General features: G+C 71.2%; 19 protein-coding genes. 9 read left to right on the top strand and 10 right to left on the bottom strand.

Annotated elements, in window-relative coordinates; all coding sequences use genetic code 11:
- Positions 1-27 precede the first annotated feature (27 nt).
- Positions 28-1,224 carry an MFS transporter gene (locus AB0N16_RS37350; RefSeq protein WP_365804733.1) on the top strand — a complete coding sequence of 399 codons (1,197 nt, stop codon included), beginning with the start codon at positions 28-30 and terminating at the stop codon, positions 1,222-1,224.
- 175 nt (positions 1,225-1,399) lie between these two features.
- On the opposite strand, the gene AB0N16_RS37345 is transcribed toward AB0N16_RS37350, so the two are convergent.
- The gene (locus AB0N16_RS37345; RefSeq protein ID WP_365804731.1) at positions 1,400-2,146 is read right to left on the bottom strand and encodes a helix-turn-helix transcriptional regulator; all 747 of its coding nucleotides are present in this window, start codon (positions 2,144-2,146) and stop codon (positions 1,400-1,402) included.
- A gap of 54 nt (positions 2,147-2,200) precedes the next feature.
- Between AB0N16_RS37345 and AB0N16_RS37340 the strand changes: the two genes are divergently transcribed.
- Positions 2,201-3,430: an MFS transporter gene (locus tag AB0N16_RS37340; protein ID WP_365804729.1), complete on the top strand. Its 1,230-nt coding sequence runs from the start codon at positions 2,201-2,203 to the stop codon at positions 3,428-3,430.
- Between the two features lie 212 nt (positions 3,431-3,642).
- Here AB0N16_RS37340 and AB0N16_RS37335 read toward each other — a convergent pair whose 3' ends face one another.
- Together AB0N16_RS37335 and AB0N16_RS37330 are read right to left on the bottom strand one after the other, a co-directional pair.
- Positions 3,643-4,731, bottom strand: a complete 1,089-nt coding sequence (locus AB0N16_RS37335) for a membrane dipeptidase (protein WP_365804727.1) — start codon at positions 4,729-4,731, stop codon at positions 3,643-3,645.
- Positions 4,728-6,041 (bottom strand): amidohydrolase family protein, encoded by a 1,314-nt coding sequence (locus AB0N16_RS37330; protein ID WP_365804725.1) that lies wholly within the window; start codon positions 6,039-6,041, stop codon positions 4,728-4,730. The genes AB0N16_RS37335 and AB0N16_RS37330 overlap by 4 nt, the downstream gene beginning before the upstream one ends.
- Positions 6,042-6,260: 219 nt before the next feature.
- Between AB0N16_RS37330 and AB0N16_RS37325 the strand changes: the two genes are divergently transcribed.
- Positions 6,261-7,022 carry a helix-turn-helix domain-containing protein gene (locus AB0N16_RS37325; RefSeq protein ID WP_365804723.1) on the top strand — a complete coding sequence of 254 codons (762 nt, stop codon included), beginning with the start codon at positions 6,261-6,263 and terminating at the stop codon, positions 7,020-7,022.
- Positions 7,019-7,975, top strand: coding sequence for an ornithine cyclodeaminase family protein (locus AB0N16_RS37320; protein ID WP_365804721.1), 957 nt, complete (start codon positions 7,019-7,021; stop codon positions 7,973-7,975). The genes AB0N16_RS37325 and AB0N16_RS37320 overlap by 4 nt, the downstream gene beginning before the upstream one ends.
- 97 nt (positions 7,976-8,072) lie before the next feature.
- Here AB0N16_RS37320 and AB0N16_RS37315 read toward each other — a convergent pair whose 3' ends face one another.
- Together AB0N16_RS37315 and AB0N16_RS37310 are read right to left on the bottom strand one after the other, a co-directional pair.
- Positions 8,073-9,347, bottom strand: coding sequence for an MFS transporter (locus tag AB0N16_RS37315; protein ID WP_365804719.1), 1,275 nt, complete (start codon positions 9,345-9,347; stop codon positions 8,073-8,075).
- 451 nt (positions 9,348-9,798) lie between these two features.
- Entirely contained in the window at positions 9,799-10,458 is a 660-nt protein-coding gene (locus AB0N16_RS37310) for an MSMEG_1061 family FMN-dependent PPOX-type flavoprotein (protein ID WP_365804717.1), read from the bottom strand.
- A gap of 293 nt (positions 10,459-10,751) precedes the next feature.
- On the opposite strand from AB0N16_RS37310, the gene AB0N16_RS37305 reads away from it, so the two are divergent.
- Together AB0N16_RS37305 and AB0N16_RS37300 are read left to right on the top strand one after the other, a co-directional pair.
- Complete coding sequence (locus tag AB0N16_RS37305) at positions 10,752-12,107, top strand: RICIN domain-containing protein (protein ID WP_365804890.1); 1,356 nt, start codon at positions 10,752-10,754, stop codon at positions 12,105-12,107.
- Between the two features lie 238 nt (positions 12,108-12,345).
- Positions 12,346-13,773 carry an alkaline phosphatase family protein gene (locus AB0N16_RS37300; RefSeq protein WP_365804715.1) on the top strand — a complete coding sequence of 476 codons (1,428 nt, stop codon included), beginning with the start codon at positions 12,346-12,348 and terminating at the stop codon, positions 13,771-13,773.
- 92 nt (positions 13,774-13,865) lie between these two features.
- On the opposite strand, the gene AB0N16_RS37295 is transcribed toward AB0N16_RS37300, so the two are convergent.
- Both AB0N16_RS37295 and AB0N16_RS37290 read right to left on the bottom strand, forming a co-directional pair.
- A complete protein-coding gene (locus AB0N16_RS37295; protein WP_365804713.1) occupies positions 13,866-15,773 on the bottom strand; it encodes an FHA domain-containing protein in 1,908 nt (635 codons plus the stop codon).
- A gap of 289 nt (positions 15,774-16,062) precedes the next feature.
- Complete coding sequence (locus tag AB0N16_RS37290; RefSeq protein ID WP_365804711.1) at positions 16,063-17,676, bottom strand: metallophosphoesterase family protein; 1,614 nt, start codon at positions 17,674-17,676, stop codon at positions 16,063-16,065.
- Positions 17,677-17,955: 279 nt separating this feature from the next.
- On the opposite strand from AB0N16_RS37290, the gene AB0N16_RS37285 reads away from it, so the two are divergent.
- Complete coding sequence (locus AB0N16_RS37285; RefSeq protein WP_365804709.1) at positions 17,956-18,429, top strand: carboxymuconolactone decarboxylase family protein; 474 nt, start codon at positions 17,956-17,958, stop codon at positions 18,427-18,429.
- Positions 18,430-18,504: 75 nt separating this feature from the next.
- On the opposite strand, the gene AB0N16_RS37280 is transcribed toward AB0N16_RS37285, so the two are convergent.
- The gene (locus AB0N16_RS37280; RefSeq protein ID WP_365804707.1) at positions 18,505-18,951 is read right to left on the bottom strand and encodes a cupin domain-containing protein; all 447 of its coding nucleotides are present in this window, start codon (positions 18,949-18,951) and stop codon (positions 18,505-18,507) included.
- Between the two features lie 163 nt (positions 18,952-19,114).
- Between AB0N16_RS37280 and AB0N16_RS37275 the strand changes: the two genes are divergently transcribed.
- Both AB0N16_RS37275 and AB0N16_RS37270 read left to right on the top strand, forming a co-directional pair.
- On the top strand, positions 19,115-20,017 hold the full coding sequence (locus tag AB0N16_RS37275) for an RNA polymerase sigma-70 factor (protein ID WP_365804888.1): 903 nt from the start codon (positions 19,115-19,117) through the stop codon (positions 20,015-20,017).
- Between the two features lie 137 nt (positions 20,018-20,154).
- Positions 20,155-20,901, top strand: a complete 747-nt coding sequence (locus AB0N16_RS37270) for an SDR family oxidoreductase (protein WP_365804704.1) — start codon at positions 20,155-20,157, stop codon at positions 20,899-20,901.
- 230 nt (positions 20,902-21,131) lie between these two features.
- Here the strand turns inward: AB0N16_RS37270 and AB0N16_RS37265 are convergent, their stop codons facing one another.
- A complete protein-coding gene (locus tag AB0N16_RS37265; protein WP_365804702.1) occupies positions 21,132-21,473 on the bottom strand; it encodes a hypothetical protein in 342 nt (113 codons plus the stop codon).
- Between the two features lie 579 nt (positions 21,474-22,052).
- Positions 22,053-23,153, bottom strand: a complete 1,101-nt coding sequence (gene paaE / locus AB0N16_RS37260) for a 1,2-phenylacetyl-CoA epoxidase subunit PaaE (RefSeq protein WP_365804886.1) — start codon at positions 23,151-23,153, stop codon at positions 22,053-22,055.
- Positions 23,154-23,162 lie beyond the last annotated feature (9 nt).

The following is a 23,162-nucleotide window of genomic DNA, read 5'->3' as shown; positions in this document are numbered from 1 at the left end:
GCACGGACCCCTCTGGAGCCACCAGCCATGACCGCCGACCTCACCCGGCGCCGTACCGCCGTCTTCGTCCTGTTCTTCGCGCCCGGCCTGACCATCTCCTCCTGGGTCACCCGCACCCCGGACGTGCGGGACATGCTCGGCGCCTCCACCGCGCAGATGGGTCTGATCCTGTTCGGGCTCTCGGTCGGCTCGATGGCCGGGATCCTGTGCTCGGGCGCGCTGGTGGCCCGGTGGGGCGCCCGGCTCGTCGTCCTCGCCGGAACGTCGGCGATCGCCGCCGGTGCCGCGCTGATCGGCATCGGGGCTGCCGCCGACGCGGACCTCGGCGTGGCCCTGGGCCTCGGGTTGTTCGGTCTCGGCATGGGCGGCGGCGAGGTGGCCCTCAACGTCGAGGGCGCGGAGGTGGAGCGGTTGCTCGGCCGCTCCACGATGCCCGCCATGCACGGCTTCTTCAGTCTCGGCACCGTGGTCGGCGCGGTCGCCGGTATGTGCCTGACGGCGATCGGCTTCCCCGTGCTCGTCCATCTCGTCACGGTCGCCGGGATGGTGCTGGCCGCACTCGCCCTGGTGATCCGGAGCGTCCCTTCGGAGGTGGGCCGGCGAACCACCGCCGGGCGCCCCTCGCCGGACACGGCACGGACCGCGGTGTGGAAGGACCCCACGCTGCTGCTCATCGGCTGTGTCATCCTCGCCCTCGCCATGGCCGAGGGCACCGCGAACGACTGGCTGCCGCTGGTCATGGTGGACGGTCACGGCTTCGACGCTGCGCTGGGCTCGGCCGTGTACGCCGTGTTCGCCGCCGCGATGACCGTCGGACGCTTCCTCGGCGGGCGGTTCGTCGACCGGTTCGGGCGGGCGGCGGCGCTGTGCGGGAGTGCGCTCGTCGGGGCCGCGGGACTGGCCCTGGTGATCTTCGTCGACAACCAGGCCGTAGCGGCGGCCGCCGCCGTCCTCTGGGGTCTCGGGGCGTCGCTCGGGTTCCCTGTGGCGCTCTCCGCGGCGGGCGATTCCGGCGCCGACTCTGCTGCCCGCGTCGCGCTGGCCGCGACCGTCGGCTATGTCGCCTTCCTGGTGGGCCCGCCCTCCCTCGGTTACCTCGGTGAGCACTTCGGCCTGCGGCACGCGCTGATCCCGGTGCTCGTCCTGGTGGTGGCCGCCGTCTTCGCCACTCCGGCCGCCCGTTCACCGCAGGGGGTAGGGGACGTGGAACCGGCGCGTGGGTGAGGGGTGATACGGGCGAAGGCCGCCGATCCGCGATCGGTCGGCGATCGGTCGGCGATCGGTCGGCGATCGGACGGCGGACGGCGGACGGCGGACGGCGGACGGTCCACGATCCTCGGCGGTCGGTCCACGATCCGTCGGCGGTCGGTCCACGACCGGTCCGCGACCGGTCCGCCCGTCACTCCGCCGTCGGATGGGAACCCGGGGTGTGGCCGAACGCGCGCCGGAAGGCGTCGATGAACGCGCTGGCCGACGACCAGCCGCAGGTGTGGGCCACCGCCGTCACCGGGGTCCGGTCGGCGAGCAGGATCAGCGCGTGGTGGAGGCGCAGTTGGGTGCGCCACTGGGGGAAGGTCATCCCGAGGTCGCTGCGGAACAGCCGGGACAGAGTACGGTCGCCGGCTCCGACCGCGCGGCCGAGTTCCTTGAGCGTGCGGCCGTCGGCCGGATCGGCCTGCAGGATCGCGCACACATCGCGCAGCAGGGGTGCGGTGGGGGTGGGCAGGTGTAGCGGCTGTTGCGGTGAAGCCCGCAACTGGTCGAGCAGGACCGCGCGCAGCCGGAACCGTTCGGGGCTGTCGTCGCCCTCGCCGCGGGTGTAGGCGATGATCAGCTCGCGCAGCAGGGGGCCCACGGCGAGCACGGTCGGGGCGTCGAGCGCGAGGGGGTTCTCGGTGGCGGGCAGTCCGATGAAGTGCAGTTCGAGGTCGCCGTAGGCCCGGTGCGCGTGGACGGTGCCGGCCGGCACCCAGATGGCGCGGGTACCCGGGGCGACCCAGGAGCCCGCGCTGGTCGTCACGGCCACCACGCCCCGGCCGGCGTAGGCGATCTGGTGGTCGTCGTGGCGGTGCGCGTCGATGGCGTGGCCGGCGGCCAGCCATCGGGTGTGGGTCGGGGCGGTGGCCTCGTGGCGGATTTCCGTCATTGCTTGGCAGATTACCGGAAGTGCGACAGGCCGCCCGGCTCGGAGCATGGCGGGGTGCGAAGGAATACATCGATCACTCTGCTGTCCGCCGGCCATGCCTGTGTCGACATCTACCAAGGTGCCGTGGCGGCACTGCTGCCGTTCTTCGTCGTCGAGCGCGGCTACTCCTACGCGGTCGCCTCCGGTGTCGTACTGGCGGCGTCCGTGCTCTCCTCGGTGGCGCAGCCGCTGTTCGGCGTACTGACCGATCGCTGGCCGATGCCCTGGCTGCTGCCGGTCAGCACCCTGCTGGGCGGTGCCGGTGTGGCGCTGAGCGGAGTGGGCGACTCCTACCCGCTCACCCTGGTGTTCATGGCCCTGTCCGGGATGGGGGTGGCCGCCTACCACCCCGAGTCCGCCCGGGTCGCCCGTATCGCCAGCCGGGGCAGCCACAGCGCGATGGGGGTGTTCGCGACCGGCGGCAACATCGGCTTCGGACTGGCCCCGCTGATGGTGGGTGCCGTCGTCGGCGCGGGCGGGCTGCGCTGGACACCGCTGCTGGTGATACCGGCGCTGGCCGGTACCGCGCTGTGCCTGCCGGTGCTGCGCACGCTCCGCGCCGACAGCACCCCCGGCACCGCCGCGGCGGTGCCGGCCGGGAGCGACGACGTCGCGTCCTTCGTACGGCTGTCCCTGGCCGTGGTGTTCCGGTCGATCGCGTTCGTGGGTCTGAGCACCTTCGTCTCGCTCTACGCCGAACAGCGCACCGGCGGCGGCACCGCCGCCGGCACCGTGGCCCTGACGGTGCTCTACCTCGGGGGCGCGGCCGGTTCCGTGCTGGGCGGGTCCCTGGCGGGCCGCTGGGACCGGGTGACCGTCTCCCGCTGGTCCTACGTACTGGCCGTGATGGCCGTCGCGGGTGTGGTCTGGGTGCCGGGGCCGGCCCTCTACCTGTTCGTGGCGCTGACGTCGGTCGGCCTGTATGTGCCGTTCTCGCTCCAGGTGACGCTCGGGCAGGACTATCTGCCCTCGCGGATCGGCACGGCCAGCGGGGTCACCCTCGGCCTGACCGTGAGCATCGGCGGCCTGGCCGGACCCGCCCTCGGCAGCCTCGCCGACGCCACCTCCCTGCAGACCGCGCTGGCGCCGCTGGTCCTGATGCCGGTGCTGAGCCGACTGCTGTTCGGCACCCTGCGCGAGCCCGGCGGTCCCCGGCGGCGCGACATGACGCCGGGGACGGGTACCGGAGGCGACGACACCACCACCGTTCCCACCGCACCGGGACACCACTCACCGAAGCCGTGAGCCGTCGGGCAGTCGAGCAGTCGAGCAGTCTCTTCACCTCGGGCGGAAACTCCGTACCGGAGCAGGCGGCAACGAACACGGCTTCGTCGGGTGTGTCCCCCGACCGCGATGGCCACTCCGGGAGAGATGCCATCCACCCGTAGGCGGTCTCCGTCGTTCTCGACTCCGCAACGTGGTAGCCGCGAACTCCACGTTGGGTCCTGAGAACGAGCTCAGGACGTCCAGACGCGGTCGGCGTAGTCGAGGAAGTTGCGGCCGAGGATTTTCTCGATGCGTTCGGAGCGGTAGCCGCGTTTCTCCAGGAGGTGGATCAGGTCGCGGAACTGGTCCACGCCGCGCAGGTCCACGACGAAGGGGTAGGTGTCGGCCCGTTCGCCGGCCGCGCTGACGCCTGCCGCGCGGCGGGCGGCTACGTGTTCGGCGAGGGCCGCGCGATAGGCGTCGAGGTCGTCCACGGCGGTGACGGTGCCGTCGGTGCCGATGCCGACGTGGTCCTCACCGCAGACGTCGACCGCGTGCACGATGTGGTCGACGACGTCGGCGGCGGTGGCGTGCCCGGTCGGGTTGAGGAAGGGCATGAAGTAGATGCCGACGAACCCGTCTCGGTCCGCTACCAGACGGAGTTCCTCGTCCGTCTTGTTGCGCGGCAGGTCGGCCAGGGCGCGGCAGCCGGTGTGGTTGACGGAGACGGGCTGCCGTGAGTGCCGGGCCGCGTCCAGGCAGGTGTTCTCCCCGCTGTGGGAGAGGTCGACCATCAGGTGGTGGTCGTTGAGTGCCTCGACGACCCGGTGGCCGAAGGAGGTCAGGCCGCGGTTGGCGGTGGCCATGGAGCCGTCGCCGAGGTGGTTGGCCTGGTTGTAGGTGAGCTGGACGACCCGTACGCCGGCCTCGGCGAAGCCGGCGACGCGGGTGTCGACGAGGGCGGGGTCCTCGCCGACGGCCACGGCGTTCTGGAAACCGTAGATGACGCCGATCCGGCGGTCGCGGTGGGCGTGCCGGATGTCGTCGGTCGTCCGGACCTTGATCAGGTCGGCCGGGTGGGCGTCGATGATCCCGTCCCAGACCGCTATCTCGTCGAGCGTGTGCTCGTACGGCGGCAGGTCGCCCATGGTGTAGCCGAGGGTGATGTTGACGGCGGTCAGGCCGGAGGCGCGGGCGTCGGTGATCGCCCGTGCGTCGACGGCGAGTTGACCGCTGGAGGGGTTGAGCTGGGTGGCGGCGATCCGGGCCGCCGGGGCGTTGGGGTTGTCGAGCTGCCCCAGCGCGTTGACGATCATCGGGTGGGCGGCGACGGCGGTCACTGGGTGTCCTTCTCGAACTCGGTGCGGTCGAAACGGCGGCCGCGTTTCACGGTGAGGGTGATGGTGCGCAGATTGCCGATGTCCTGGAGGGGGTCCTCGTCCAGGACGGCGAAGTTCGCGAGCTTCCCGGGTTCGACGCTGCCCATGTCCGCTTCGGTACCGGCGGCCCGGGCGCCGACCAGGGTCGCCGAGCGCAGGACGTCGGCGGCGGGGATGCCGCAACGGTCGACGAGGAAGGCGAGTTCACCGTAGAGGGCGGGGAAGGGGTCGTCGGGGTCCGTCTCGTGATCGGTGCCGGTACAGACGTCGACTCCGGCGCGGTGTGCCTGGGCGGTGACGGCGGCGGCCAACTCGGCGTTGCGGCGGGCCCGTTCGACGGACTCCGCGGTGTCTCCCCGGAGTTCGTCGCTGGTCCACATGGACGCGGTGGCGTCGAGGACGGTGCCGCGGCGGCGCATCTCGGCGAAGAGGGCGGCCAGTTTCGGGTCGTCGCCCTTCGTGAAACGGTCGTGGTCGACGCGGGGTTTGGTCTGGTAGTTGCTCAACGGCTCGGTGGGGTCCTCGAAGGCGAGCAGGGTGACATGGGAGACGCTGTCCACGCCCGCGGCGACGACCTCGCCGGGTGCCGCCGGGAAGACGGTGGCGTGCGCCCAGACGGCGATGCCCTGACGGTGCGCCTCGGCGGTGACGGCGGCGACGGTCGCGGCGTCCAGGTCGGCGTAGACCTTGATCGCGGCGGCGTGGGTGCCACGGGCCAGGGCGACGGCGATCCTCAGGTCGGTGTCCGGGGTGACGGCCTGCATCCAGGGCACGGCACCGGGCACGGCGCCCCGGGAGACCTCGTGGGTGCGCGGGTCGTCGAAGAAGGACGGCCCGGCCATGAGCGCCGCGTAGCGGATGTCGGGACCAGGGATCTCGCCGACCAGGGCGGCGCGGGCCAGGTCGCCGATCTGCCGCAGGTCGTCGGCCATGTCACGGACGGCGGTGACCCCGCTGTGCACCAGGCGCCGGAGCACCGCCTCGGCGACGGGCCGGTCGGGCGGGGTGGCCAGGTGCTGGTGGGTGTCGATCAGGCCGGGGACGACGAACCGCCCGTCGAGGTCGACGCGGGGTGCGTCGGCGGCGAGCGGGGGCACCGGGTCGCCGTCACCGGTGACGGCGTGGATCCGGGCGCCGTCCGTGACGATCGTGGTGTTCGGTCGGGGCCGGTCGCCGGTGCCGTCGAAGAGGGTGGCCCCGCGGTAGACCGTGAGGGTTCCGGCGGGCGGAGCGGCCCAGGGGGTCGGGGCGCCCGGGGGCAGGTCGGTCATGGTCACCTTCGGTCCGGGAAACGGCTGTTGTTGCGCTGTACGTAACAGATGTATCGTGTGGTGAAAACGCAGGTACTGTACTCCGTGGCCGGCGGATCGCCGCAAGGACCCGAACCGGACAGGACGCCAGACAGGCACAGGACCAGCCATCGGACTGGACGCCGGACCGGACACCCCGGTCCGTGGCCGTCCCGTGGACGAGAGGGAAGAGCCGCTGCCATGCCCGTGACACCCCCTGCCGCGGCGTCGCCCCGGTCGGCCGTGGACAAGGCGCTCGACCTGGTCGAGGCCGTCTCGCGTGCACCCCACCCGGTGCGGCTGACCGATCTGGCCGCCGAGGTGGGCCTGCACCGCGCCACCGCCTACCGGATCCTGCTGGACCTGGTGCGGCGGGGCTGGGTGCTGCGGGCCGGGGACCGCTATCTGCCCGGCGCCGCGGTGCTGCGGATGTCCGCCTCGGCCGCTGGCAACTCGCTGACCACGCTGGCCCGTCCGGTGCTGGCACGACTCTCCGCCGCGACCTCGATGATGGTCAATCTCCAGGTGCTGGAGGAGGGCGGCGCCCGGGTGATCGACGTGGTCAGGCCCGAACGGCTCACCATGATCAGCCACTTGCGGGGCGAGTTGCTGCCGGTACGGCCGTTCGCCGGGCCGCTGGCCCTGGTCGCCGCACTCGAACCGGAGGCGAGGAAACGGTGGTTGGACGGGTTGCCGGAGGACGCCGACGAGGTGGCACGGGAGTTGGCCGAGGTGGAGCGGACCGGTGTCGCCGTGGAGCGCGGCCGCAACGACAAGCTGGTCGCGTCCGTGAGCCGGGCGGTGGTGCCCGCTCCGGGTGCTCCGGTGTGCGCGCTGACGGTCGTGGGACCGGACCCCGAGTTCGACGAGCCGACACTGGCTTCCGTGGAGCGGGAATTGCGCGCGGCCGCGGACCGGCTGGTGACGGCCCTGACCGCCGACACGGCGGAGACCGGCCGGTGAGCGGCGTGCTGGTACTGGACCGTCGGCAGACGGCCGCCGCACTGCGCGCCGACGCCGTGCTCGACGCGGTGGCCCGGGCACTCGTCGCCGTCGCCCGCGACGAGGTCTCCGCCCCACCCCGGATCGCCGCTCTGACACCGACCGGCCTGCTCGGCGCGATGCCCGGTTACGTCCCGGGGCTCGGGCTGGCCGCGAAGCTGGTCACCGTGACCGCGGATCCCGGCCACCCCGGGCGAGGTTTCCACCGGGGGCTGGTGGCGCTGTTCGACGAGCACGACGGACGAGTGCTGGCGCTCGTGGACGGAGAGTCGCTGACCGAGGTCCGCACGGCGGCGTCCGCCACACAGAGTGCGCTGGCCCTGGCCGCGCGCCCCGGTCTCGGCCGGGTGGCGGTGGTGGGGACGGGTGCCCAGGCGCGCGCCCAGCTGGCGCTGCTTGCGACGGTGCGGCCGAAGGCCGAGGTGACGGTGGCCGGCCGTGATCCACAGCGGGCCGGTGCGGCGGCGGCGCTGCATCCCGGCGCCCGGGTCGCCGCCGGTATCGAGGACGCCGTACGCGGAGCCGAGGTGGTGTTCTGCTGCACCGGCGCCACCGCTCCCGTCATCCGCCGCGAGTGGCTCGCTCCTGGCGTCCATGTCTCGTCGGTCGGCGGCTCGCAGGGGCCGGAACTGGATCCCGGCACCGTACGGGACGCGGTCCTGTTCGCCGAGTGGACCGGTGCGGCCCTCGCACCGCCACCGGCCGGCGCCCATGAACTCCAGAACCTCTCCCCCGGCCGGACGGTGACCCTCCTCGGGTGCGTCCTGGCCGGCGACCACCCGGGCCGGGGCGGTGACACCGACACCCTCACCGTCTTCAAGTCCACCGGTCACGCGGCTCTCGACGTCGCCGCGGTCCGGGTGGCCTACGACGTGGCGCTCGAACAGGGATGGGGCGTACGCGTGGATCTGTGACGGGCGGGGCCGAAACCTCCGCCTCCGGTCCGGTCGGCACCGCCCGTGGATGCCTGGTCACACCGCCCCCGGTTGCCTGGTTGCACAAACCGGTGGCTCAGGTGGCGGGGCGGTGGTCCTCGGCAGCGCGCTCCCGGCCCGCCTCACCCGCGGCCGTGGCGGCGTCCGCGGGCACGAAGGCGTGGCCCGCCTCGCCGCCGCCCTGCGAGGTGATCACCTTCGAGGGGCGGTTGCCGCGGTCCAGGATGCCGCCGGTGACGGCCAGCGCCAGGCCGGCCATCGCGAGGGCGGCGCCGACCAGGTTGGGGGCGGCCCAGCCCCAGCCCGCCGAGATGACCAGGCCGCCGAGCCAGGCACCGGCCGCGTTGGCCAGGTTGAAGGCGGAGTGGTTGGAGGCGGCCGCCATCGTGGGGGCGTCCTTCGCGTTCATCATCAGCAGCATCTGGACGGGCGTGGTGATGAGCGCGCCCATCGCACCGATGAAGGTGACCGTCACCAGCGCCGGCACCGTGCTGTGGACGGTGAAGTAGAACGTCACGAGCGCGGCCGCCAGCAGGATGATCCCGGCGTACAGCGTCGGGCGCAGGGCCCGGTCGGTGAGGGGACCCGCGGCCAGGGTGCCGAGGGTCATGCCGACGCCGTAGAGGGCGAGGACCGCGGTGGTCGAGGAGTCGGAGATGCCGGTCAGGTGCGTCAGCATGGGAACGAGGTAGCTGTAGACGGCGAAGAAGCCGCCGAACCCGACGACGGCGGTGCCCAGGCCGATGAAGACCTGCCGGTTGCCCATCGCCCGCAGTTCCCGCCGGACACCCGCCTGCGGGCCGCGCGGCTGGTGGGGCACGAGGAGGGCGAGCGCGGCGAGCGCGACGAGGCCGATGACGGCGACCGCGCAGTAGGCGTACCGCCAGCCCAGATGCTGGCCGAGGGCGGTACCGGCGGGCACGCCGACGATGTTCGCGACGGTCAGGCCGAGGAACACGCTGGAGACGGCGCGTGCGGCGCGCTCCGGAGCCACCAGCCGGGAGGCGACGACCGCGCCCACGCCGAACAGCGCGCCGTGCGGCAGGCCGGCCAGGAAGCGGGCGGCGAAGAGCAGGCCGAAGTCCGGGGCGAGCGCGGACGCCGTGTTGCCCACCACGAACAGCCCGGTCAGCAGGAGCAGCAACCGCTTGTGGGACACCCGCGCGCCGATGCCCGTCAGCACGGGGGCGCCGACGACCACGCCGAGGGCGTAGGCCGATACGAGGTTGCCGGCGTGCGGCACCGACACACCGAGCCCGTCCGCGATCTGGGGCAGCAGGCCCATGGTGGCGAACTCGGTGGTGCCGATTCCGAACGTGACGACGGCAAGGGCCAGTAGAGCCAGAGGCATGGTGGGTGAGCGAACCTTTCGGGGACGGTGGTCCGGGGACGGGGAGCGGGACGGGACCGGGAGGTGTCTTCGGCCTCCGGGGTCCGTGGTACCGAGCGCCCTTGCCCAGCACACCCCCAAGAACGTTGCAGCGATACGGGCCGGGTGGCCATTCCGCGACAGGCCGAAACAGCAGGGTGACCTGCATCACTGCTCTTACGGGCGGTAGCCCGGGGGCGGGACGGCCGGGACCGGCGAGACCCCGGCCGCCTTCCGCACGGGCTATCGCAACACGGGGGCGGTGACGTGTGCGCCGGGCCACCGACGGCGACTCCCCCGTGTCGACGGCTGGACCGGCAACGGGGGTCGGCGCGCGCCGCCCGGCGCCTTACGGGCTGTCCCCCGATCGGTCTCGGGGCGGGCCGATCCGAGGGTTCGGCCGCTGGTGGTTCGGCCATCGCGGGCCGGCCCGTTACTCGTAGCGGTATTTCAGCGAGTCCGCCTCCGCCTGCTCGATGTCGGCGATCGTCAGCTCCGGCATCCGCAGTTGGGCCAGCGTCACCTCGGCCGAGGCCGGCTGGGCGTCCGCCGGGAGCCACTGCTCCGGCTTCCAGGCCCCGCTGCGCAGCAGCGACTTGGGACAGTGCGGGTAGACCTCCTCGATCCCCAGCACGAGCGCGCTGGCCGGCGGCTTGCCCACGGCGGTCAGCTGCGACAGCAGTTCTGGGCGGGTGGAGACGCAGGCCCGGCCGTTCACCCTGAGCGTCGTGGTGCGCCCTGGGATGACGAACAGCAGCCCGGCCCGTCCGGTGGCGATGACGTTCTGCAGGGTGTCCAGACGCTTGTTGCCGGTCGCGTCCGGTATCGCCACCGTCCGTGCGTCCAGGACCGTGACGAACCCGGCGGGGCCGCCACGCGGGGAGACGTCACAGTTGCCCTCGGCGTCCGCGCTGGCGACCAGCACCAGCGATGAGCAGCCGATCAACCGCCGGGTCTGCTCGGTGAGCTCGGTCATCTGCTTGCGCACGGCCGCTTCGCCGGGAAGTTCGTAGACCCGGCGCAACGCCTCCTGGTCGGGTACGGCATCGAGTCGGAGCGAGTCGAAGGCACTGCCGGCAAGGGATGTCGTCATGTCTCCGACCCTAATGGACCGATCCGCGACTGATCTTGCTCGGTGAGCGCGGGGACAGAGCGGATGTGCCCGGCCCGGCTCACCGGCACTTCGGCCTGCCCTGATCGCGCCGCCCCGCTACGACACGTCGCCACCGGTACCGGCCGGCCACCGCGTGGCTGACATATCGTCATATCCCGTGCTGGAAAGAGGAATTCAATCAAGACCACTGGCGCAGCACACGTCCCACCAGATATCCCATGCCTCTGACAGCGTTGGCATCTCGTGTCAGAGTGAAGGGAAATCCCGTGCGACTGCGCCCCCTGCGCGTACTGTGCTGTTCCGCCGTCCTCGCCCTGTCGGCGCCCGCCCTGCTGCCGGACATTGCCTCGGCGGCCGTCCCCGCCGCCTCGGTCTACCTGCAGAACTTCGTCACCGGCCGCAACGCGGCCGACAGCGGTGGCACCGTCGCGGCCCACAACCCCAAGGGCAACGAAGACCATCAGCAGTGGACGGCCGTCGCGGTCAGCGGCGGCTACCAGCTCCAGAACGCCGACGAGTCCGGCACCTGCCTCGGACGCGGCGGCACCGCCGCGGTGACCGCCACCTGCGGCGCGGACGGCACCACCTGGAGCATCACGGCCGGAGCCGACAGCACCTACACCGTCGCCGTCCCCGGCACCTCGCAGTACCTCACCGGCTCCGCCTCGGACTCCGGCGCCGTACAGCTCGGCTCCGCGGGCGACCTCGCCCGCTGGTACCTCACCCCGGTCTCCTACGCCACCACGGCGATGCCCTCCGCCGACACCCGCACCCTGGACCAGGTCACCTTCCTGACCGCACACAACGCCTTCGCCAACGGCTCCGACGGCAACTTCGCCCCGTTCCCCGTGAACCTGTTCCCCAACCAGAACCACGGCATCAGCCGGCAGCTGTCCGACGGCGTTCGCGGCTTCATGCTCGACGACTACACGGTCTCCGGCCAGGCCGTGCTCTGCCACAACAGCTGCGACGGCGTCAGCAGCCCCGTCCCGCTCGCCACCGACCTCCAGCGCATGGTCGACTTCCTCAAGGCCGACCCCGGCCAGTTCGCCACGGTCTTCCTGGAGGACTACGCCTCCTCCGACGTGCTGAAGTCGTCACTGGCCTCGGTCAACGGCCTCTCCGACGTGCTGTACCGGCCGGACCTGGAGGGCGTGGCCGCCAAGGGCTGGCCCACGATGGCCGATCTCGCCGCCCGCGGCAAACAGCTGCTGATCTTCAGCGACCGGACCCGGGCGAGCGACACCGCCAACGGCTGGGCCACCCGTGACACCTTCGGCGTGATGTACCAGCGCGAATGGACCGTGGAGAACTACTGGTCCATGGGCGGCGGCATAGGCGACTCCGACTGGTCCTGCTACAGCCGCTGGGGCACCGACAGACCCCTCACCACCGACTCGTCGGCGTTCCACCCGCTCTTCGTCATGAACCACTTCCGGGACTACCCGATCAGCTCCACCGCCGCCACCGACAACGGCAAACTCCTCAACCGCGCCCAGAGCTTCTGCACCCCCGCCGCCCGCAAGAAGCCCAACTATCTCGCCGTGGACCGTTACGACACCGGTTCACCGACCCCGCTCACGACCGTGGGCTCCCTCAACAGCTACATCCTCGCGCCGGGCCAGTGACCCCACTCGTGTAGCAACCAACATGCTTCACCACTCGGCAACACCTGTGCGACGAGCGGGTGTTGCCGGTAAATGCTTGGCCAACTGCTTCGGTGCGTTGGCCCGGAGTTCATCAGCCGCCCCTGATGCACCCCACCTCCCGGGGCCCACAGTGAACGGCGGCCCGTCCTCACGGCCGGGCCTGCCGTCACTCCCGCAAAGGTTCTCGCCTCCGCGAGAACTTGAGAAAGGAGCATCCATGGCCGAGTTGACCCGTCGCAGACTCCTGGGCTCCGCCGCCGGCGCGCTCGGCGGCGCCGCCGCCCTCTCCCTGCTGCCGCCCAGCGTGCAGCAGGCCGTCGCCGCCGGGCCGCCGAAGAACAGCTCCCTGCACGACATCGAACACGTCGTCATGCTGATGCAGGAGAACCGCTCCTTCGACCACTACTTCGGCACTCTCTCCGGTGTCCGCGGGTTCGCCGACCCGCACGCGCTGAGACTGGCCAACGGGCGGTCCGTCTTCTACCAGCCCGACGCCGTCAACCCCAAGGGCTACCTGCTGCCCTTCCACCTCGACACCCACACGTCGAGTGCCCAGGCCATCCCGTCCACCAGCCACGCCTGGTCCGTGCAGCACCAGGCCTGGAACAAGGGCAGGATGGACCAGTGGCTGCCGGCCCACCGCAAGGCCGACGGCGTCAACGGCCCGTACGTGATGGGCTACTACACCCGCGAGGACATCCCCTTCCAGTTCGCCCTCGCGGAGACCTTCACCATCTGCGACAACTACTTCTGCTCCGTCTTCGGGCCCACCTGGCCCAACCGGCTGATGTGGATGACCGGGAGCATCGACCCGGGCGGCACCCAGGGCGGCCCGATCATCAGCAACGTCGCGCCCACTCCGTACCGCTGGACCACCTACGCCGAGCGCCTCCAGGCGGCCGGTGTCAGCTGGAAGGTGTACCAGGAGGAGGACGACTACGGCACGAACATGCTGGAGCAGTTCGCGACGTTCAAGAACGCGCGGCCCGGCTCCGACCTGTACGAGCGGGGCGTGCGCCCGCAGCCGCACGGCACCTTCGAGGACGACGCCCGCAACGACCGGCTTCCGACGGTGTCGTGGATCTGCCCCACCAGCCACCAGTCGGAGCACCCGGACTACCTCCCGGCCGCCGGCGCCGACTACGTGGCGTCCAAGATCGAGGCGATCGCCTCGAACCCCAAGGTGTGGCGCAAGACCGCGTTCATCCTGAACTACGACGAGAACGACGGACTGTTCGACCACGTGGTCCCACCGACGCCGCCCGCGGGCACCAAGGACGAGTTCATCCAGGGCCTGCCGATCGGCGGCGGCTTCCGGGTCCCCGCCATCGTCGTCTCCCCCTGGACGGTGGGCGGCTGGGTCGCCACCGAGGCCTTCGACCACACTTCCGCCCTGCAGTTCCTCGAGCGGTTCACCGGTGTCGAGGAGCCGAACGTCAGCGACTGGCGCCGCGAGACCTTCGGCGACCTCACCTCCGCCTTCCGGTTCCGCGCGGCCCGTCCGCGCCCGCCCCGCCTCCCCCACAACACGGCCGAGCAGCTGGAGAAGGCGAAGGAGGACGTCGCCACCCTCCCCAAGCCCACGCTCCCGCAGGCCCACCAGAGCTACCCCCACCAGGAGGAGGGCCACCGCCCCCATACCTGACAGCCGTCACCCACCCCGCCCGCGGTCAGCGGCGGCGGGGTGTCGGGCGAACGGGCCGTCCGTTCGGCGGCGCGCGCCGACCGGATTCCGTCCTACGGCTTGGCGGCAGGCTCCAGTGCGCCCACCGCCGCGGCGGCCGCGGACGAGTCCTCGCCGTAGAAGATGTCGATGTCGACCTCTTCGCCGCCCATCGTCAGCGTGTCCCAGGCGCCGCTGAGGACGAGCATGCGCAACGTGGCGGGCTGCAGTGTGCTCAGGCGCTCCAGGATCGCCTCGTCGTCCGGCATTCCCTCCAGCCGGAGGGACAGACGCGCACGGATGGCCTGCATACGCTCCAGCAGGGTCTTGGTGTCGGCCGCACGGTCGGGCTCGTCGGGGATCCCGTCGATGCCGTGGCCGATGATGTCCTTGATGGCCCAGGTGACACCCTGGTCGTCGGTGGTGACCATCGCCTTCCAGGCCCGGCTCTTGTGCCGGTACTGGAGCATCGACATGGCCGCCTCGTGCCGCAGGAAGTCCGCGTCCCGGAACGGCCGCCCGTTCCACGCCCCGTTGAGGGACCGGGCCAGCGAGATCGCGGAGGCCAGGCCGCTGTTCAGGCCACGGCCCGGCCAGAAGTGGATGGCGTTGGCGGCGTCACCGAGGAGGAAGCCGTAGGTGCCCGGGGAGTTGGCAGTGGGCGGCAGCAGCTCGGCCGAGAAACGCGGGCGTTGCACCATGTCGAGGCGGAAGCTGGTGACCGCCATCAGGTCGTCGGACTCGACCCCGAACAGCAGCAGCCCCTCACGCACCCGGCGCCACAGCGGTGAGCCCTTGACCAGGGCGGGCAGGAACAGCGTGCCGTGGGTCGCGCACTGGAAGTCGCCGTACTCGTCGCGGTCCATCAGGCACGGCCGGGAGGCGATGCACTCCTCGAAGACGCGGCGGACCGGGTCGAGGCCGATGACCTCCGCGGCCTCGGCGTCGGTCAGCCGCATGTTGAGGAAGCCCTCGCCGCGCAGCGAGTTGAGCAGGAAGCGGTTCTGGGCGACGGTCAGCAGCACCGCCATGGGGTCGGTCAGGCCGGACTTCACCCGCAGGCCGAGGACGACGTCCTGCAGGTGGCGCCCGTCGAGTGAGTAGATCGACTCGTCGGCCTTGCCGAAGCGGGCGGCGAAGCGGTCCCGGGTACGCGAGCGGCCGCCGTCGCAGATCGCGAGCACGTGCTGGGTGGCGAGCGCCTCCTGCTGTTCCTCCGCGTCGAACCGGGCGGGTATGAGCCGGATCCGGTCCCGCTTCTCGTTCGCCAGCTCCAGCAGCCGGTCCTCGATATAGGCGATGCGCATGTTGCGCGGGTGGTTGTCGCCGACCGAGTCCGGGCCGGAGGGCCACATCTCGGTGAAGTGCTCCGGGTCGAAGAGGCGTTCCCGGACCTCCTCCGGCCAGGCGAGGTACTGGCGGCTCTGCACGGTCACCACCTGCAGACGCCGTACGTTGCCCTCGTCCGGGCCCTTCCAGACGACGGTACGGCCCTGCTTGCGCCACCTGCCGTCGTAGACGGTGATCTGCGCCTGGGGGCCGAGGAAGTGCTCGAGGAGCAGGGCGAACGACAGGCCGACCGGGCCGCCGCCGGCCACGGTGACCCGCAGGACGGGCCCGCGTTCGCTCTCCTCGGCGCCGTGCGTCACGGATCGCGGCAGGGAGAGCGCCATCAGCGTCTCCATGGCGTCCGCCACCTCGAAGCGGAACTCCTGGTCGCCCAGGGAGATCTCGTCACCGGGCTGCAGCAGCCGGGACTCCACTTCCTCCCCGTTGACCAGAGTGCCGTTACTGCTCTCCAGGTCACGCAGTACGTAACCCTTGTCCTCGTCGAAGACGATCTCCGCATGGAAGCGGGAGACGCTGAGGCTGGAGATGACGACGGTGTTCTCCGAGTTGCGTCCGAAGGTGACGCGGGTGTCCAGGACCGGGATGCGCTCCCCCGCCAGCAGACCTTCGAGTCCGACCAGCACCGGTGCCACGGCACTTCCTTCCACCAGCTTGTCAGGTTGTTGAACCGGGACACCGATCATGCGCTACGGCGCGGCAGTTCCCAAAGCGGCGTGCGGCTCTGTCCGCCGATCGCCCCACGGGGGAGCATATAGTTGCTTAGCCAAGTATTTCCAGTGCGCGCTTCGGTACAATCCCTGCCGATCTGGCGGGAGTTCGTCGGTTTTCGGCCACTGTGGAAGCAGTCGCGGGGAAGTGGTGAGCGGGCCGGGGCGGATGCCGCCCGGCCCGCGTCTCCCTGCCGGCCCGCCGGACTCGGGATCAGTGTCCGTGGCCGTCGGAGCGCTTGCGGTGCAGGGTGAAGTTCTCGAAGACGGTCAGTTCGCCGTGCGGCTTGTTCACGTTGTAGTACGTGACGTGCATCCGGGTGGTGTCACCGGGATGCCGGCCGGGGTCGACGGTGAAGGCGGCGAAGCCATAGGGGTGTTCGACGTCCCGGACGCCCGTCCACACCGCCTGCTCCTTCACATAGGTGGAGGTGCGCTTGCCGTTGGCGCCCGGCGTCGCCGACACGGCGGTGATCACCTTGGCCGTGCCGTCCTTGAAGAAGCTCTGGTTGGTGGTGCCCGAGACGCCTCCGCCGCCGAGGATCATGTGCACGGTGCCGAGGCCGGCGTCGATGTCGTCGATGGCCTGGGAGACGGGGTTGGGGGTGAGGGTCTCACTGCCGGTGACGACACCGCGCACGGACAGCGAACGCTCGTAGTTGTGCTCGTGGCCGCAGAGCACCAGGTCGACGCCGTACCGGTCGAACAGCGGGCCGTACTTCTCGCGCAGACCCAGGTCCGCTCCGTTCGCGTCCGAGGAGCTGATCATGACCTGGTGCATGGCCACGACCACCCAGTCGATGTCCCGCGAGGACCGAGCCGCCTTCAGTTCCTTCTCCAGGAAGGCGAGCTGGCGGCCGCCGGAGTAGCCGCTGATGTAGACGTCACCGCCGTCCTGCAGGCAGTTGTCGTCGTTCTGCAGCACGATCACCCGCACCGAGCCGGCCGTGAACGCGTACCACAGGCCCGCGAGTTCGGCGTCCGTCTCGGTGGAGGGAAGGGAGAAGTAGGTCTGGTAGGCGCCGAGACCGAGCGGGCCGTTGGCCTTCTCGATCTCGTGGTTGCCGGCCGCCGGCATCCAGGGGCGGAAGCGCGCCGAACGGGTGTTGTTGGTGAAGAAGTTGTTCCACGTCCGTACCCGGTCGACGTCCAGGTTGGCGTAGCAGAGGTCGCCGTTGAGGAGGTGGAACAACGGGGCGACCTGCTCGATGCCGGTGACGATGTCCTTCGTCGCGGGCGTGGAGTTGGCGTCCAGGGCGACGGTGCCGTCGGCCGCCCAGGTCACCTGCGGGGCGGACTGGTCGCCGAAGCTGGTGAAGGTGACCGGCCGGCGTCCCTGCGGAGCCGTGCGGAACGTACCGCTGTCGGGGGTCGCCCCCTCGTGCGTGGCGAGGTAGAGGTAGTCCGTGTCCGGGGTGAGCCCCTTCAGCGGGGCGTGGTGCACGTAGACGGTGCGGTTCGAGGTGCCGTCGACGTAGGTGACGGTTTCGGCCTTCTTGCTGGAGCCGAAGCCGTGCTCCAGGGTGCCGTAGCGCACGACGGGCTTGGTCACCGGCCGGTCCGTGATCCAGGACACCGTCATCTGGGTGCGCGGGTCGGCCCCGAAGGTCAGGTGCAGGCCCTGGACGGGGGGCGCGCCGGAGGAGTCCGCGGTGAGGTGGAAGGCCGGAGCGGCGTACGGTGCGGCCTGTGCCGCACCCGCGCCGAGCAGCCCGGTGGCGGCCGCGCCCGCCCCCGCGGTCCCCAGCAGGCCCAGCGCGTGACGACGGCTGAACCCCTCCGAACCTCCCGCCGATCTGCCCTCTGTCGAATCTGCCTGTGTGGTCATGACGCCCTCCCGACGTGCAGCTGAGCTGACAACGACCGCACCCTGACCCAGCCCAACTGCCACCACATGAACACCACATGGCCACCTGGCCATCACACGTCAGGCATCAGGCCGCCAAGACCGACACATGCCCACGCCTTTACCGGCAGCCGCCCTGGCCTTGACCAACCCGTCGACCCCGAGGCCATCGGGTGAGACCCACGTCACACGACTTCCTGTCACATCTCGCCGCCCGCGTCGGTCATGGGTGTGTATCCGCTACACGGCAAGGAGATCATCGTGGAATCGCGTCTCGACTACTTCGGCCACCCGCTCGCGGGGAAGGTGCTGAGGCACATCAACTCGGCCGGCAAGGCCGTCTCGGACTCGACGCTGCCGTCCGCCGTCCAGGAGCTGGTGAAGATCCGTGCCAGCCAGATCAACGGCTGCGGTTTCTGCACCGACATGCACACCAAGGACGCCGCCCTGGCCGGGGAGACCGCACTGCGCCTCAACCTGGTCGCGGCCTGGCGGGAGGCGAAGGTGTTCACCGAGGCGGAGCGCGCGGCGCTGGAGCTGACGGAACAGGGCACCCGGATCGCCGACGCCGCCGGGGGCGTCTCCGACGAGGTGTGGGCCAACGCCACCAAGCACTTCGACGAGGAACAGCTCGTCGCCCTGATCTCCCTGATCGCCGTCATCAACGCCTACAACCGCATCAACGTCATCAACCAGCAGCCCGCCGGGGACTACCAGCCCGGGCAGTTCGGGTGACCGACGCCCGCCACCGGGACCGGCTGTGCCTTCCCCTCCCCGCGGAGGGGAAGGCACAGCCGGTCTGCCGTCCCGTCAGTCCGTGGTGGGACGTGGGGCGCGCAGGTGGGCCCGCTCGGCCAGTTCGCTCTCGTCGACCAGCTCCAGCATGGGCTTGCCCGGTGCGCACATCATGGTCACGACGAACCGGGTCCGCGCGTCCGTGAGGGCGTTGCCGTCCTGGTAGTGGATCACATCACCGCCCGGCTCCCAGAACGTCCCGCCGGCCTCGACCACCCGCTCGGGCTCGCCCTCCAGCTCGAAGCGGACGGCGCCGTCGACGACGTACCCGAACGCGGGTCCCGAGTGGCGGTGCGGCGGGGTTCCCGGGTCTCCGGGCTCCCACTCGACCTGGATGGTCATCGCCGAGGCCCCCTCGGGGACGGTGATCGGCGCGGCGTCCTGCAACACCGTCACCGCCGTCTTCCACCCCTCCGGCCGGGGCTGCCCGCCGGGCCCGCGCGCTGCGTTCTCGTCCGACATGGTGGGGCACCTCCATGGATTCGTCGTCCCCCGGTATCGGTCTTCGCCACTGATGACCGAGGACACGGTGGATGTGTGACACGGTGGGACCGGTTCGTACCACTCCGTGCCGTTCTGCGCGGTGCCAGCTTGTAACATGATGATCCAACTCTGGAGGACGTCGATGCGCGGCGGTGAGAAGGGGGACTCGGGCTCCCTCGACCAGGCGACAAAGGATTTCCTCGGGGCGCGTCCCCAGCTCTTCGGTATCGCCTATCGGGTGGTCGGCAGCGCCGTGGAAGCGGAGGACATCGTCCAGGAGGCCTGGGTGCGGTGGCAGAACACCGAGCGTGCCGGCATCCGCGAGCCGGCCGCGTTCCTGGCCACGGTCACCACGCGGCTCGCGATCAACTTCACCCAGTCCGCCCGGGTGCGCCGGGAGTCGTACGTAGGTCCCTGGCTTCCCGAGCCCGTCGACACAAGCCTGGACCCGCAGCTGGGCGCGGAACGCGCGGAGGCCCTCGACCTGGCGGTACTCCTCCTCCTGGAGAAGCTGAACCCCGTGGAGCGGGCCGCATACGTGCTGCGGGAAGCGTTCGACTACACCTACGGGCGGATCGCGGACATCGTGGAGACGAGCGAGGCCAACGCACGCCAGCTGGTGAGCCGTGCCCGCAGGCGTCTGGCGGCTGAGCGCCGGGAACCAGTGGACTCCGCCGAGCACCGGCGTTTCCTGGAGGTGTTTCTCGCCGCGGCGCAGAACGGCCGTCTGTCGGTACTCGAAGAGGTCCTCACCGAGGACGTGGTCAGCTATGCCGACGGCGGCGGTATCCGCGGGGCGTCCAAGATCCCGGTTTTCGGGCTTCCGCACGTCTCCCGGTACCTGGTCGCCTTCGCGCCGCGTTTCTGGCCCCAGGCGGACGTTCGCTGGGTCGAGGCCAACGGCAGGCCGGCCGTCCTGATCTCGGCCGACGGACACGCGGTGGCGCTGCTGTCCGTCGATGTGTCGGCACGCGGCATCGAACGCATCATGTGGGTGATGAACCCAGCCAAGCTGGCCCCTTACGTGGCATCGCTGGACGGCTGATCCCCTCGCCCAACAGGCCGCACACCACGCGGCAACGGATGATTTTCCGCGTTCTCCCGGACGGGCTGTCACAAGCGGAGGAGCTGTCCGGTCTTTTCTGGTGCAGACACCAGAAAAGCTCCGAGAGGAATTCCGTCATGAAGGTCGTCGTGATCGGTGGCACCGGGCTCATCGGCTCGAAGCTGGTCGGCAGGCTCGCCGAGCAAGGGCACGAGGCGGTCGCCGCCGCGCCCAGCACCGGCGTCAACACCCTCACCGGCGAGGGGCTGGCCGAGGTCCTGCAGGGCGCCTCGGTCGTGGTCGACGTCTCCAATTCGCCCTCGTTCGAGGACCGGGCCGTCCTGGACTTCTTCCGCACCTCCACGGCCAACCTCCTCCAGGCGGAGGCCGACGCCGGTGTGCGGCATCATGTGGCGCTGTCGGTGGTGGGGACCGACCGGCTCCAGGAGAGCGGGTACTTCCGGGCGAAGAAGGCCCAGGAGGATCTGATCAAGGCGTCCGGCATCCCGTACTCCATCGTCCACGCGACCCAGTTCTTCGAGTTCGCGAAGGGGCTGGCCGACGGGGTCACCGAGGGCGACACCGTGCGCCTGCCGGACGCCAGGATCCAGCCCGTCGTCTCCGACGACGTGGCCGCGGCCGTGGCCCGCGCCGCGGCCGGCGCGCCGGTCAACGGCGTGGTGGAGGTCGGCGGCCCCGAGGCGTTCCAGCTCGAGGAGTTCATCCGGACGGCGCTGGACGCGGCGGACGACCCCCGCAAGGTCGTCACGGACCCGCAGGCGCGGTACTGGGGTGCCGAGCTGCGGGAGGACACGCTCCTGCCCGGTCCGGACGCGAGCGTCGGCGAGGTCAGGTTCACGGACTGGCTCGCGCGGCAGCAGTAGCCGTCGAAGGGTGGTGGCCCCCCGCCGGAAAGCGGGGGGCCACTCGCCGGCTGCCCCACGCCTCCGACACCGTCCGGCCCTTCAGCGGCGCGCAACTGCCGTCGTAGTCGGTCGCCTCGACGAGCGCTCACCAGACCGAGCACTCACATGACCAACAGGAGGGGCGAAGGTGTGACATCGCCATGCCACCGTGGGAGCCGGCTGGGCCGGCTGGGCCGGCTGGCGCGAGCTTACGACGCGCCGACCAGTACCACGGTGACGCACAGCGCCATCGCCGCGGTGATCAGGATCATCGCGGTCAGCGTCCCGCGCAGCCAGTGACCGAAGCGGGCGCGATGCCGCTGTTCCACCACGTCGATGCTCGCGGCGATGTGCTCCGTCACCATGCGGGCCACAAAGGTCTGTTCCGCGAGGTACCAGCGTTCGATGTCCGCCCGCTGTTCCTGGGTCAGTCCCGGCTCCTGCGCGGTGAAGTCCGCGACCCGCTGACGTGCGGCTCGCAGATGGGCCTGCCGGTAGAGGAAGTCCTGGATGTCGCTCAGGCCGCGCGCGGCCTCCTCGTTCGTGTCCATGGTGTGCTCCGCAGGTGAGGCGGCGGCTGTCCGGCCGGTCACTGAGGTTCGGGCGCGATGTACGCGCGTCAGCGCCGGGGAGGAGAGCAGCGCGCACGAACGGTCGGGCCGGGACTGGTCGGGCCGGCGATCTCGCGAACGCCGCGCAGAGAGCTGGAGCGGACAACGTGAGCGACCAGCTTGGCAACATCCGCGTGAAGCCGCAAGGGCACCGGCACGGCCGTGTCCTGAGCACCGCTCCGCGGCCGGGGGACGGCCGGCGCGGTCCTCTCCACGAACTACGTCCTTTGACGGAATCGGTCCCGGCGGTAGGCCTCTGGCTTTCTTCGCGCGGCCGCGCCGGTCGGACACGCCGAGGGAGAAGCCATGAGCGCGGAATCACGGAACGGCGTCTCGTCCTCCCCGCCCACCGTCTCCACCGACCTGCACCGGCCCTTCCTCGAACCGGGGGTGACCCTCGCCGCGCCGCCCTGCGCGACGCGCCGGCGGACGACGCCGCCTGACCGGTGGGGACCCGGCAGAGGACTTGAGGCACGCGCTCGGGTACCGGCCCCCAGCGGCACTCCTCGTCCCGGCCGGTCAGCCGTCGTAGTCGACCGTCAGTTTCTCGGAGACCGGGTAGGACTGGCAGGTCAGCACGTAGCCGGCGGCCACCTCGGCCGGTTCGAGGGCGTAGTTGCGGCGCATGTCCGCTTCGCCGTCCGTGATCCGGGCACGGCAGGTGCCGCAGACGCCGCCCTTGCAGGCGAAGGGGAGGTCCGGGCGGATGCGGGCGGCGGAGTCGAGGAGTGCGGTACCGCGCGGAAGCAGGGCGGTGGTGGAGCGGCCGTCCAGGGTGACGGTGACCTCGCTGGCCGGGCCGGTCGCCGCCGCCTCCTCGTGGCGGACGGGTTCGATCGGCTCGTCGGCGAAGAAGAGCTCCTGGTGGATCCGCCCGCCGGGGACGCCCAGCCCGGCCAGGACCTGTTGGGCGTCGAGCACCATGCCGTGCGGGCCGCACAGCCACCAGTGGTCGGCGGAGGGAACGTCGATCAGTCCCGAGACGAGCGCGGCCAGCCGGTCCCCGTCCAGGCGGCCGGAGAGGATTTCGGCTTCGCGAGGTTCCCGGGACAGGACGTGGGCGAGGTGGAAGCGGGTGCGGTACTCGTCCTTCAGGTCGGCCAGTTCGTCGGCGAACATCACGGTGTCGGTGCGCCGGTTGCCGTAGAACAGCGTGACCTTGGAGCGGTCGTCGGCCGCCAGGACCGACTCGGCGATGGACATCATGGGGGTGATGCCCGAGCCGGCCGCGATCAGCACATGGTGGCCGGGCACCGTGAGGTCGGGGGTGAAGGCTCCGGTCGGGGCCATCACCTGCACGGTGTCGCCGGGCCGTACCTCGTGGACCAGCCAGGAGGAGAAGAGTCCGCCGGGTACCTCCCGGACGCCGATGCGGGGCGGCGAGCCGACGGGCGAGCAGATCGAGTAGGAGCGCCGCTCGTCGCGGCCGTCGATCTCGCGGCGCAGGGTGAGTGACTGGCCGGGGCCGAAGGCGAACTCCGCCGCCAGCGCCGCGGGGATGTCGAAGGTGACCGCCACGGCGTCCTCGCACAGGCGCTGGACGGCGGCGACGCGCAGGGGATGGAAGGCAGGGCGGCGCCGGCGGGCTGTCGTCGCGGGGGCACCGGCGGTCGGTGCCATCAGCTCTGC

The sequence above is a fragment of the Streptomyces sp. NPDC051105 genome, from assembly GCF_040682795.1.
In the GTDB taxonomy this organism is placed as follows: domain Bacteria; phylum Actinomycetota; class Actinomycetes; order Streptomycetales; family Streptomycetaceae; genus Streptomyces.
The sequence above is the reverse complement of the archived record's forward strand: the minus strand, read 5'-3'. Positions and strand labels throughout refer to the sequence as shown.